This is a genomic window from Skermanella aerolata KACC 11604, assembly GCF_000936425.1.
GTDB classification, from domain to species: Bacteria; Pseudomonadota; Alphaproteobacteria; order Azospirillales; family Azospirillaceae; genus Skermanella; species Skermanella aerolata.
Map to the genome: position 1 here is coordinate 209,248 of NZ_AVFK01000003.1, position 12,532 is coordinate 221,779.

13 protein-coding genes are annotated in these 12,532 nt (G+C 61.6%); all 13 read left to right on the plus strand.

The window, feature by feature from the left end; genetic code table 11:
• Positions 1-31: 31 nt before the first annotated feature.
• Positions 32-1,825 carry a PTS glucose transporter subunit IIBC gene (ptsG, locus tag N826_RS06195; protein WP_044426708.1) on the plus strand — a complete coding sequence of 598 codons (1,794 nt, stop codon included), beginning with the start codon at positions 32-34 and terminating at the stop codon, positions 1,823-1,825.
• A gap of 22 nt (positions 1,826-1,847) precedes the next feature.
• The gene (locus tag N826_RS06200; protein ID WP_044426710.1) at positions 1,848-2,876 is read left to right on the plus strand and encodes an oxidoreductase; all 1,029 of its coding nucleotides are present in this window, start codon (positions 1,848-1,850) and stop codon (positions 2,874-2,876) included.
• A gap of 77 nt (positions 2,877-2,953) precedes the next feature.
• Positions 2,954-3,169 carry an AbrB/MazE/SpoVT family DNA-binding domain-containing protein gene (locus N826_RS06205; protein WP_044426712.1) on the plus strand — a complete coding sequence of 72 codons (216 nt, stop codon included), beginning with the start codon at positions 2,954-2,956 and terminating at the stop codon, positions 3,167-3,169.
• A complete protein-coding gene (locus N826_RS06210) occupies positions 3,156-3,518 on the plus strand; it encodes a type II toxin-antitoxin system PemK/MazF family toxin (protein ID WP_044426713.1) in 363 nt (120 codons plus the stop codon). Before N826_RS06205 ends, N826_RS06210 begins: the two co-directional genes overlap by 14 nt.
• A 413-nt stretch (positions 3,519-3,931) precedes the next feature.
• A complete protein-coding gene (locus tag N826_RS06215; protein ID WP_147040293.1) occupies positions 3,932-4,291 on the plus strand; it encodes an RT0821/Lpp0805 family surface protein in 360 nt (119 codons plus the stop codon).
• Between the two features lie 192 nt (positions 4,292-4,483).
• The gene (locus N826_RS06220) at positions 4,484-5,053 is read left to right on the plus strand and encodes a hypothetical protein (protein ID WP_044426715.1); all 570 of its coding nucleotides are present in this window, start codon (positions 4,484-4,486) and stop codon (positions 5,051-5,053) included.
• Positions 5,054-5,256: 203 nt separating this feature from the next.
• On the plus strand, positions 5,257-7,278 hold the full coding sequence (locus N826_RS06225) for an alkyl/aryl-sulfatase (RefSeq protein ID WP_044426716.1): 2,022 nt from the start codon (positions 5,257-5,259) through the stop codon (positions 7,276-7,278).
• A 161-nt stretch (positions 7,279-7,439) separates the two neighbouring features.
• On the plus strand, positions 7,440-7,679 hold the full coding sequence (locus tag N826_RS06230; protein ID WP_044426717.1) for a DUF3302 domain-containing protein: 240 nt from the start codon (positions 7,440-7,442) through the stop codon (positions 7,677-7,679).
• The gene (locus N826_RS06235; protein WP_044426719.1) at positions 7,676-8,611 is read left to right on the plus strand and encodes an HlyD family secretion protein; all 936 of its coding nucleotides are present in this window, start codon (positions 7,676-7,678) and stop codon (positions 8,609-8,611) included. The genes N826_RS06230 and N826_RS06235 overlap by 4 nt, the downstream gene beginning before the upstream one ends.
• 27 nt (positions 8,612-8,638) lie before the next feature.
• A complete protein-coding gene (locus N826_RS06240) occupies positions 8,639-10,042 on the plus strand; it encodes a DUF1254 domain-containing protein (protein ID WP_044426720.1) in 1,404 nt (467 codons plus the stop codon).
• Positions 10,043-10,064: 22 nt separating this feature from the next.
• Positions 10,065-10,154: a DUF2384 domain-containing protein gene (locus N826_RS45915; protein WP_084720547.1), complete on the plus strand. Its 90-nt coding sequence runs from the start codon at positions 10,065-10,067 to the stop codon at positions 10,152-10,154.
• 143 nt (positions 10,155-10,297) lie between these two features.
• The gene (locus tag N826_RS06245) at positions 10,298-11,062 is read left to right on the plus strand and encodes a terminase small subunit (RefSeq protein ID WP_044426722.1); all 765 of its coding nucleotides are present in this window, start codon (positions 10,298-10,300) and stop codon (positions 11,060-11,062) included.
• 473 nt (positions 11,063-11,535) lie between these two features.
• Positions 11,536-12,519, plus strand: coding sequence for a substrate-binding domain-containing protein (locus N826_RS06250; protein WP_052830872.1), 984 nt, complete (start codon positions 11,536-11,538; stop codon positions 12,517-12,519).
• Positions 12,520-12,532 lie beyond the last annotated feature (13 nt).

Consider the following 12,532-nt stretch of genomic DNA (forward strand, 5'->3'; position numbering starts at 1 on the left):
AAGACCAAACAAAGAAAAATTGGGGAAATCAATGGCCCAGAGTCCATTCGCCTTCCTTCAGAAGATCGGCAAGTCCCTGATGCTACCGGTCGCCGTGTTGCCGGTAGCAGGCCTGCTGCTGGGTATCGGCGCCGCAGATTTCGGCTGGATGCCGGAAATCCTGTCGCTCCTGATGAAGAACTCCGGCGACGTGATCTTCGCCAACCTGCCCCTGATCTTCGCGATCGGCGTGGCGCTGGGCTTCACCGAGAACGACGGCGTCTCCGCCATAGCAGCTGCCATCGGCTACATGGTCATGCTCGCCACCATGGGCGTCATGGCGGGGGTCTGGGGCGTCGAGCCCAAGGTCATCATGGGCATCCCGGCGATGGAAACCGGCGTCTTCGGCGGCATCCTCGCAGGTGGCTTAGCCGCTTACATGTTCAATAAATACTATAAGATAACGCTGCCGACCTATCTGGGCTTCTTCGCCGGCAAGCGGTTCGTCCCGATCGTGACGGCCCTGTCGGCCATCGTGCTCGGAGCGCTGCTGTCCGTCGTCTGGCCGCCCGTGCAGCACGGCATCGACGTGTTCTCCCACTGGGCCGCCGTCAGCGATCCGCGCACCGCCGCCACCGTCTACGGCTTCGTCGAGCGCCTGCTGATCCCGTTCGGCCTGCACCACATATGGAACGTCCCGTTCTTCTTCGAGATCGGCACCTTCACCGGACCCAACGGGCAGGTCGTCCACGGCGACATCAACCGCTTCTTCGCGGGCGATCCGACCGCCGGCATTCTGGCCGGCGCCTTCCTGTTCAAGATGTTCGGCCTCCCCGCCGCCGCCATCGCGATGTGGCACGAGGCGCGGCCCGAGAACAAGGCCAAGGCAGGCGGCATCCTGATCTCGGCGGCGCTGACCTCCTTCCTGACCGGCATCACCGAACCGATCGAGTTCGCCTTCCTGTTCGTGGCCCCGGTCCTCTACTTCTTCCACGCCGTCCTGGCGGCCTCCACGCAGTTCGTCATGAACTCGCTGGGAGCCCATATGGGCTTCACCTTCTCGCAGGGCGGCATCGACTTCGTCGTCTTCAACGTCTTCGGCGGCAACGCCCAGAAGTGGTGGCTGGTGCTGATCCTGGGACCGGTCTACGCCGTGATCTACTACGTCGTGTTCCGCACCTCGATCCGCATGTTCAACCTGAAGACTCCCGGCCGCGAGATCGAGACCGAAGACGCCCGCGCCGCCAGTTCCGCCGGCGAAGGCGGACGCTCGCGCGACCTCGTCGTGGCGTTCGGCGGACGCAACAACATCACCAGCCTGGACGCCTGCATCACCCGCCTGCGCATCGCGGTCAAGGACCCGAGCAAGGTCGATCAGGCCCGGCTGAAGTCGATGGGCGCCGCCGGAGTCATGGTGGTCGGCGGCGGAGTCCAGGCCATCTTCGGCCCGCTGTCGGAGAACATGAAGACCGGCATGCAGGAATACCTGCGCAGCACCGGAGCGGATGCCGACCTCGAAACCCCCGCCGCCACCGCTGCCGCCACTCCCTCTCCCGCAATCCCGGTGGACACCCCGACGCGCCCTGCCGGTGATGCGAAGCGCGCCGAGAGCATCCGGCAGGCACTGGGCGGCGCCGGCAACATCAAGACGCTGGAAGCCCTCGCCACCACCCGCTGGCGGGTGGAACTCAAAGACGGCCAGCGGCTCGATGCGGCAGCCCTTCGCCAAGCCGGCGTCGTGGCCGTCATGCCGCTGGCCGCCGATGTCTTCCACCTGATCGTCGGGTTCGACGCCGCCGAACTCGCCGATGCTCTGGGATCGCCTGCCGCCAGAGCCGCTGAATAACCAAGCCATGGAGGGGCGTGGAATGGACCGGATAACCGTCGGATTGATCGGCTACGGGCTCGCCGGCTCCATCTTCCACGCGCCGCTGGTCATGGCCGAGCCGCAGATGCGGCTCGCCAAGGTGGTCACCAGCCGCAGGGAGCAGGTGGCAGTCGACCTGCCCGGCGTCGGCGTGGTGGAGACTGCCGAAGACCTGTTCGCCGACCCCGAAATCGACCTTGTGATCGTCGCCTCCCCCAACACCACCCACGTCCCCTTCGCCAAGGCGGCACTCCACGCCGGCAAGCACGTCGTCATCGACAAACCCTTCGCCCCCACCCTGGGAGAAGCCGACGCCCTAATAGCATTGGCCGAGGACAAAAGCCGCCTGCTCAGCGTCTTCCACAACCGCCGCTGGGACGACGGCTTCCTCACCGCCCGCCACTGCATCGACCAGGGACTTGTCGGCACCCTGGCCCATTACGAAGTCCATTTCGACCGCTTCCGCCCTGCGATCAAACAAGGCTGGCGCGAGCAGCCTCTCGCAGCCTCCGGCCTGCTCTACGACCTGGGCTCCCACCTGATCGACCAGGCCCTCGTCCTGTTCGGCCTGCCCAGGACGATCACCGCCGACATCATCACCCAGCGTCCGCAAGCCGTCATGGACGACTACTTCCACCTGATCCTCGACTACGGCCGCCTGCGCGCCATCCTGCACGCCGCCACCCTGGTCTGCCGTCCCGGCCCGCACATCATCCTGCACGGCGACGCCGGCAGCTACTCCAAACACGGCCTAGACCAGCAGGAAACCGCCCTGAAAGCTGGCCAGCGCTTCGGATCGCCCAGCTGGGGCCGCACCACCCAGCACGGCACCCTGACTCGCGCCGACGGCACCGAAATGCCCCTCGAAACACTACCCGGCCGCTACGAAGCCTACTACGCCGCGATCGCCGCCAGCATCCGCAACGGCACCCCGCCGCCGGTGACGGGCACCGAAGCCCGCAACGTCATGCTCGTGCTGGAAGCGGCGATCCGGAGTGCGGCGGAACGGCGCACGGTGGCGGTAATCTGACGGTATTGTCGGAGCCGCCTTGACAGATATAAGGATCATCCTTAACCGCCAAGGAATTCCTGACTGTCGGAAGCTCAATGATTACGAGCAAACTCACCAAGAAGGCGCAGACCACCGTTCCGCAAGCGGTGTGCACTGCTCTCGGTTTGCGCGAGGGGGATAAGATTGCCTACAGCAGCGAAGAGGGACACATAGTCCTGACGCGTGCAACCGCCGAACCGGCCGATGACCCGTTCCATACCTTCACCGAATGGAGCTTCGAGGCGGATCGACGGGCCTATGCCGACCTTTGAACCGTGGGATATCGTCAAGGTCCCTTTCCCCTACGTCGACCGTCTGGTACGCCAGTGGCGTCCAGCGCTCGTCGTGGCAGAGGATGACATCCAGGCACATTACGGACTCGTCTGGGTGCTGATGATCACTCGCGCTGACAATCGCCGCTGGCCCTCCGACGTAGCCGTGAGCGACCTAGCGACAGCAGGACTTCCGGCTGCGTCCGTGGTACGAACGGGCAAAGTTACCGTCATCGATGTGCCCGGCGCGAAGCGCCTTGGCACCTTGCCAATCGCCGACCCTTCCATGATTGCCACCAATCTCAGCGAACATCTGGGCGGCGTTATCGATTTGAGCGCACAGGCATAATGGTGCCCGCGCTGACGGGTTGTCCACGAACATCTACACGCAGAGGTAAGATTCTGCGTGTTCATCTCGTTCTTTCAACTTCCTTCACTATGATAAAAAATATTAAAAGTACTTTTTTCGCTAATTCATGAAGCGTTGTCAGCCAGGATTTGAACTCCGTATCCTTTGCTCTTTATGCTGCATGGATCTATCAAGATTATCCAAGACTCTGCCGATGGTCATAACTATAAATATATAGTTATCAACTTCAGTTGATGTGCTACCTGAAATTTCCTTTCTCAAACATAGGGATATATGATCATATATGAACAATACTTGGACATGGTCGAACAAACCGCGTTGCGAACTACTCGTGTCCAGCGTCAATGTGACGGTTCGCGGAGGAAGTTTCAGGTTTGCCCGGAGAAGATGCCGTGAAGATCATCTGCACTCTTGTTTCCATTGTAGGGTTCGTCTTTTCGATCCAGGCTGCCGAAGCGCAGTTATTGTTTGGCGACCGCCTGGGTGAGGCTCATTATCAAGGCGACGATACGAAGATCATTATGCAAGTCAGCACAGACATGCTGCGCAGCGCTCCGGACGGGGAGACTCGTTCATGGTCAAATCCCCAAACCGGCCATCACGGCGACATTACGGTCATTCGCACCTACAATATGAAAAGCCTGCCGTGCCGCGACACCAGAGTGGTTGGCATACTAGGCGACAAGAAGGTCGTATACACTATTCCTTTATGTCAAGTAAAAGATGGTTCTTGGAAAGTAGCTGCGCATTAACTGTGAGAGAAAAAATCCATGTCAATATGATATACTACCTTAAAGACTAGACTGATAACGGAAAGTGTCAAAATAAATCCATTGATGTAAAAATATAAAAAGCTCATTCTAATCTCATTTTCCGGATTTCTGCCAATCTTTTGGCCTATGATACTTCGCAGCGACTGTGCGGCATTGCAGGGAGTAGCTTCCATGAAATTCAGGAGTCACACGGCCTGTCTCGTCGGTATCTCCGCGCTGCTGGCATCGGCCTGTTCACAGACGGAGAACATGGCCAAGCCTGCTGTTGCAGCCACCGACACCGTTCAAACCCAGGCTACAGTCATCGCGATCAACCGCCCCGAGCGTGAGGTCATCCTACGCGGCGAGGATGGTACGACGATGGGGTATATCCTGGACGATCGCGTTCGCAAATTCGACCAGATCGAGGTCGGCGACGTGGTGACGGCCCAGTACTACGAGGCAGTGGCCATTGACGTGCAGCCGGCTGCGGGAAGAGCGCCCGATGTTCAGGATACGAGCACCGTCCAGCGAGCCCCCCTAGGCGAGAAGCCGGGAGCCAGCAGCCTGCGTATCCGGGAGATCACTGCAACGGTCGCAGGCATCGACTACGACAACCGCCTGGTCACCCTTCGCGGACCGACAGGCCAAGTCCGCAAGGTCAAAGTCGGACCGGATGTCACGAACCTGGAAGCCGTCAGGCGAGGTGACCAGGTGCGGGTCCGTCATACCGAGGCCATTGCCGTTGCCGTCACGGAATAGCGGCCGGCGGGCAACGGCATCTCCAGCCAAGGTAACGGCATCATTGGCGAGCATCTCAGGACACTTGACGAGTATCCGCCTGTGCAGCGCGGGTCGTCCATCGACATGACCAACGTTGTGCAGGACTTCCTGCAAAGAGCCAAGCAATAAGTTCAGGGCAAAACGGACGGTTCACACTTTGAACCTCTTCTCGGGAGGCCGTCATGAAGTTCAGCCGCAGGGATACCATTGGTTTGTTTGCGTCCGCGGCCGTCGTGCCGTTGACGATGCAACTCGCCCAGGCACAGACCGCCACCCCGGCTGATGCGGGAGCCGTCACGTCGGGCGGTGCATCGCCCAAGCCCGCGACCGAGGCAACCAAGGCGGCCAACCGTGCCGTGCAGGAGTACCTGAACTTCAAGGATCGCGAGGATTTCGAGAACGCCACGCGTGATTTGATCGCAAGGCCGGACACGCTGACGATCCGCGGTGCCAATGGCCAGGTCGTCTGGGACCTCGAAGCGTACAAACAGTTCATCGACCTCGACAAACCGCCGCCGGACACCGTCAATCCGAGCCTGTGGCGCAATGCGCAGCTCAACATGCAATACGGGCTTTTTCGCGTACATGACCGCATCTTCCAGGTGCGGGCCTACAACCTCGCCAACATTACCTTCGTCCAGGGCGATGCCGGCTGGATCATCCTTGATGCCGGCAGTGACTTCGAGAGCACCAGGGCAGCCTATGACCTTGTCAATCAGCATCTTGGTCAACGGCCCGTGCTGGCGGTCGTCTACAGCCACAGCCACGGCGACCACTACGGCGGTGTGCGTGCGCTCGTTGACGAGGCAGACGTTCACGCGGGTAAAGTACAGATCCTCGCCCCGGAGCACTTCACCGAACACGCGATCAGCGAGTTCGTGATCGCCGGCAACGCCATGGGCCGGCGTGGCATTTACATGTACGGACCACTCCTGCCACGCAACGCGCAGGGGGGTGTCACGGCCGGACTCGGCCAGACGGTGAGCCACGGCACCGGCGGCCTGATTCTCCCGACGAGGGAGATCAAGCAGACTGGCGAGGAAGTCGTCATCGACGGCGTGCGCATGGTGTTCCAAGTGACGCCGGGCACCGAGGCGCCCGCGGAGATGAACACTTATCTCCCGCAGTTCCGCGCCATGTGGATGGCGGAAAACACGACCAGCACGATGCATAACATCCTCACGCTCCGCGGCGCGCAGGTGCGCGATGCCTTGGCATGGTCGAAGTTCATCAACGAGACGATCGACCTCTACGGTGACGCGACGGACGTCAAGTTCCAGGCACACCACTGGCCGATATGGGGCAACGCCAGGATTATCGAATACTGGAAGAACCAGCGCGACCTGTACAAATACATCCATGACCAGTCGGTGAACCTGATGAACAAGGGCTACACCGGCGTCGAGATCGCCAACACGATCAAGCTGCCGCCGGAGCTGGACAAGGCCTGGTACAATCGTGGCTACTATGGCTCCTTGAAGCACAACGCGCGCGCGGTCTACCAGCGCTACATGGGCTTCTACGATGCCAATCCTTCGACGCTCGACCAGTTGCCGCCTGAAGATGCCGCGCGGAAATACGTCGAATACATGGGTGGAGCTGGAGCGATTCTGCAAAAGGCAAAAGCGGACTTTGGCAAGGGTGAGTACCGCTGGGTCGCGGAGGCTTTAAAGCATGTCGTCTTCGCCGATCCGGAGAACAAAGTCGCCAAGGAACTGCTCGCGGACACTTACGAGCAGATGGGCTACCAGGCCGAATCCGGTCCGTGGCGCTCGATTTATCTGCAAGGCGCGCTTGAGCTGCGGCGCGGTGTTCCAAACGCAGGCGAGATCGAAACGGCGGGGCCGGACACGGTCAGGGCGATGCCGCCGGAGATGACGTTCGATTATCTTGCGGTGCAGCTCAATGCCGACAAGGCGGCAGGCAAGAAGCTGTCGCTGACGATGGCTTTCAGCGACCTCGGGGAGTCGTATGCGCTGTTTGTCGAGAACTGCGTGCTCAACTACTCCAGAAAACCGGCCACGACGGACGCCAGGCTGACGCTTACCAAGGCGACGTTGGATCGGCTGCAATCGGGTCAGATGTCGGTCGAGCAAGCACTCACGTCCGGCGACATCAGGATCGACGGCCGCCGGGAAGCGGTGTCGGAATTCGCCGGTTTGTTCGAGAAGCCCCCGTTCTGGTTTGCCATCGTCACGCCCTGAACCCAGGAGACACCCCATGTGGATCAGGGTTGCCGGCGGACGCTGTCATCCTGCCGGCCGCTTCGCTGGTGGCGAAACGCGCTGATCGCGCCGGCATGCCCGCCCAAGGGCGGCTTCCATGATCAAGCTTCGGTTCCCGGCACAGGATTGACACGGTCATCATGCCCTTCATCGACATTTTCGCCTGGATTGTCCTGATCGTTCTCGTCGTGACAATCGTAGCCGTCGTCGCGGCGCTCGGAATGATGCCGGGTCGCATCGCCCGCAGGCGCGGCCATCCCTGGGCGGAGGCGGTGACGGTCGGGAGTTGGGCCACCCTGGTTTTCGGGTTCGTATTCTGGCCTCTGGTATTGATCTGGGCCTACGTCGATGTGCCGGCCCGGCGGGAGCCGCCGCAATGATCGTTGTTCTGCTCAATTCCTATATCGCACTGCTGGCCCTGTTCGTCTGGCTCCGGTTCATTCCCCTCAACACGTTCTGGAAGCTGTCGCCGGTCCTCGTGCTGTTCGCTCTCCTCGTCGGCCTGTTCATCCCCATGGGCTGGGGTGCGCCCTCGGGACCGGTGGCGGTGATCCGCAACGCGGTGCAGGTCATTCCCTCCGTGTCCGGGGAGGTGACCGATGTGCCGGTCGCAGCGAATACCCCTTTGAAGGAAGGGGATGTGCTGTTCCGCATCGACCCAACCACCTACAAGGCGGAAGTCGATACCATCGAGGCGCAGTTGCGTTTCGCCGAGTTGCGCCTGTCCCAGTTTGCGGAACTCAGGAACCGGGACACCGGGCGGTCCTTCGACGTGCAGCAGCGGGAATCCGAGGTCGAGCAACTGCGGGCCCGGCTCGACGGCGCCAAATGGAACCTCGACCGGACCAGCGTGCGGGCGCCGGCCGATGGCTATGTGACCAATCTGGCCCTGCGCAAAGGGGCTCGCGTCACCGCCCAGACCCCGGTAATGGCCTTTATCGACACGTCGGAGACTATCCTCGGCATGGAAGTCCCACAGATCTATGCGCGCTATGTCGAGGCTGGCCAACCTGTGGAATTGACGTTCAAGCCCTTGCCGGGTGAGATCTTCACCGGGCGCGTCGAGGCCGTATTGCAGGCGCTCGCGACCGGGCAGATCCAGCCGGGCGGCCTCGCTGCTGCGCCGTCCGAGATCCAGGCGACGCCCTTCGTCGTTCGGGTCCGCCTCGACGATCACGAAGCGGCACGCCGCCTGCCGGCCGGCAGCGCCGGGGCCGCTGCGATTTTCACCGATCATATACGAGCGGCCCACGTCATCCGTCAGGTCTTGCTGCGGCAGACGGCGATCCTGAACTACCTGAACCCATTCTGACCGAGATCGCGGAAACCGGAGGAAAGCATGAGGAGATGTGTTCTCGCCACCCTCGCCTTCATCGTCTTGGCGGCACCCGCGCATGCACAGGTCTCGTCCGGCGAGGATCTTGATAAGCGCCAGATCCACCGCCGGGCGGTCGAGGCCGTGATCTGGGGTATGCCCGCGGTCAACTACGACTTGATGCTCCAGGCCGCTCTGAAGGCAGGCGCAAAGGAGAACCAGATCGTCTACTGGTCGAACTTCCTCGATTGGAAAAACCAGACGCTCACCCCGAATCCCACCACGATCTACCTCATGCCCTTCATCGACATGAAGGATGTCGGCCCGGTGGTGGTGGAGGTTCCAATCGCCGACGGAGGCTCGATCACCGGGACCATTTTCGATGCCTGGCAAGTGGCCCTGGAGGATGTCGGTCCCGCTGGTGCCGACAAGGGCAACGGCGGCAAGTACCTTATACTTCCCCCAGGCTATGGCGGCAGGGTGCCCGACGGTTACATCGTGCTCCAGTCCGGTACCAACATGGCCGGCGCGCTGCTGCGCTCCAACGTCAGCAGCGGCTCCGCCGCCGACATCGCCAAGGCGGTGGCCTACAGTAAGCAGATCAAGCTCTATCCGCTGTCCAGCGCAGCTAATCCTCCACCGACAGCTTTCGTCGATGCGATCAGCGTCGAGTTCGACAGCACGATCCCCTACGACATCCGTTTCTTCGAGTCCCTTGGCCGTTTCGTTCAAAGGGAGCCGTGGCTGGAGCGGGACAGGGTCATGATCGACCCGCTCAGGTCGGTCGGCATCGAACAGGGCAAGCCGTTCCAGCCCGGCGACGAGACGCGAGAGCTTCTGAATCAGGCCGCCGCCGAGGCCCATGCCCTGCTGGATCGCGGCTATGAGGCGCTGTTCTCACCCTATTACCCAGATGGACAGTGGGCGCTCCCACTTGCCCATGAGTTGACGGAGGGCTTGTCGAACAACTTCGCCAAGTCCGGCGTGTATCCCACGGATACCCGAGGCATCTTCTTCTCCATGGCGTTCTCCAGCGTCAAGCACCTGGGAACAGGCCAGTTCTATATGGTGGCGCTCCATGACAGGACGGGCCAGCCGTTCGACGGCGGCCAAACCTATCGGCTGACGGTGCCGGCGGATGTGCCGGCTCAGCTCTATTGGTCGGCTACAGTCTATGATCGCACCACCCACGCCTTGATCCGGAATCAGAAGTGGCCCTCCCGTGGCTCGACGACGCCCGGACTTCAAGTGAACGGCGATGGATCGGTCGATCTATTCTTTGGCCCCAATCCACCCTCCGGCAAGGAATCGAACTGGATTCCCACCCAGGCCGGCCGCGGTTGGGAGGTGATGATGCGCTTCTACGGGCCGCAGAAACCGCTTTTCGACAAGACCTGGCGCCTGCCGGATGTCCTGCTAGCTCAATGATCCCGTCCCTGCTTTGGGCGGCATGCGTCCCATCGAGCTTATCGACACTGTGGAAGGGCGGGCTTTCGTGTCCGCGACGCTGGCGAAGCTGCAAAGCGGAGCCTACGCGTGAGGCAGGCAGTTCGGTGACCTTGTGACCCACGGCTGAATGGTACCGAGGACCACAACCCAACTTGACGAGCGGCGACATCAGGATTGACTTCCTTTCGAATCTAGGATAAATATCCTTTATTAATTTCCCGGAAAGCGCCCGCCATGTCCCAATCTGCTGAAGCCTCAGCCGAAACGCTCTCGTCATGCCCGCCCCCAACTCTCTCGCACCGCCAGGAAGCCTTCGCCCGGCACGTAGCATCCGGCACCACCCTGACCGATGCGGCCCGGCTGGCGGGCTATGCCTGGGACAGCGCGCGTCAGACGGGGTCGCGGCTGATGAAGGAACCGCACGTTGCAGCCCGCGTCGCCGACCTGACCCACGCCAAGGAGGACCAGCGCCAGGGCGAGCTTGACGAACTCGTCGGCGGCCTCAAGCGCGTGATGATCGACGCCATGGCGCGGAAGAACGATTTTGCGGCACTCCGCGCCATCGACATGATCGCCCGCCTGCGCGGAATCGTCCCTACCACGGCAAAGCGCTCCAGCGGCATCGCCGCAGCACTGGAGGAAATGCGCCAGTGCCAGGAGGACGACACGGAAGCCGAGGCAGCCGACGTGGATTTCACTCCGGAAACGGTCTTCGATCCGCCGATGCCGCCCGAGCACCCGCGACTGGTCGAACCCATGCCCGCTCCCGAACCGGAACCTGCCTCACCGGCTCAGGCATCCGCCCAGGCTCGCGCCACCGCCAACGAAGCCACCCGCGCCGCGGTTCGCCGCAAACTCTTCTGCTACGAGCATCTGCTCACCCGTCATCCCGAACTCTCCAGCCAAATTCACGACCTCAGCGACGCGCTAGCCTATTTCGACGACGGCGACACCCTGCTCCCGCCGGAGCTTTGGCCCGGCGGTGCTGATAGGCGCTGACTTGAAACGTCCCAGCGCGTCATGCTGGCCTTCCCTTCCACCTTTCCGTCATGCCAAGACTTGATCTTGGCATCTCCCGGCGAAAGCTGACGCGAGGAAATCAACCTCAAGTCTGGGTGTCAACCGCTCAGTTCCTGAAAGGAGATACCAAGATCAAGTCTTGGTATAACGAAAAGGGCGTAGGGAGCCTAAGTCAGCGCCTATGCGGCGGCACCGGCCAGCCATGCGGCGGAGCAACCGGAAATGATGACAATTCATGACTCCTGCGGCCCTGATCGGGGAGTCAACATCCCGCCTCACACTTCGCCGAAGGGTGGCTTGACAGCCTCCCCCAAAGTTGTGACCATAAACTGGTATGCTGATAACTTCAGCAATGAGGACCAACACAAAAAGCAAGAAAAAGTCCCGGCAAAGCGCGCACCGCTACCGCAACTAACAAGTGTCAAACAAGAATAACCTCGGGGAGGAAAGCAATGAAAAGACGCAGCTTCATACAGCTTGCGGCGGGCGCCGCGCTTGTGACCGGCGTTGCACCGCTGGCGTATCCGGCACGGGCGGCATCCAAGACGATCGTCTACCTGACGCCCGGTCTCGACCTGCCGTTCTGGCGCTACCTGTCCAAGGGCGTGGAATCGGCGGCTAAAGCCAAGGGCTACGAGTTCCTGGCGCTGGATTCCCGCAACAACCCGCAGACCCAGCTTCAGAACGCCCAGGACTCCATCGCCAAAGGCGTCGCCGGCATCGTCATCTCGCCGACCGACTCGTCCACCGCTCCCAGCGTGCTGGAACTGGCGAAACGGGCCAACATCCCGGTGGTGGTCGCCGATATCGGCACAAACAGCGGCGACTACGTCTCCTTCATCATCTCCAACAACTACGAAGGCGCCAAGGGCGTCGGCGTCGCGCTCGCCCAGGCGTTGAAGAAGAAGGGCTGGGAAAGCGGTTCGGTCGGGCTGATCACGATCTCCCAGGCGCGGAAGAACGGTCAGGCCCGCACCCAGGGCTTCCGCGACGGACTGGTCGAAGGCGGCGTCAAGACCAAGGAAGCGGGCTTGCAGCAGATGCAGTCCTACACCGCCGACGAGACGTTCAAGTTCACCCAGGACATGCTGACCGCCAACCCCGACATGCGCGGGTTGTTCATCCAGACCGACCAACCGGCGATCGGAGCACTCCGCGCGATCAAGGCGGCCCGGCGCGATGGCCAGATCCTGGTCGCGGCGTTCGACGGCATTCCGGAATTCGTCGATCTGCTGAAGTCCGGCCAGATCGTCGCCTCCGGCATGCAGCAGCCCTACCTGATGGGCCAGAAGTCGGGCGAAGCGATGATGAGCCACATCGCCGGCCAAAGCGTCGAAAAGGAAATCTCCGTCCCGATCCTGACCGTCACCAGCGAGAACATCGACAAGGTGCTTCCCACGGTGAGAGAGACCGTCTTCGCCAACGAGGTGAAGTAGCACTTCGCCGACC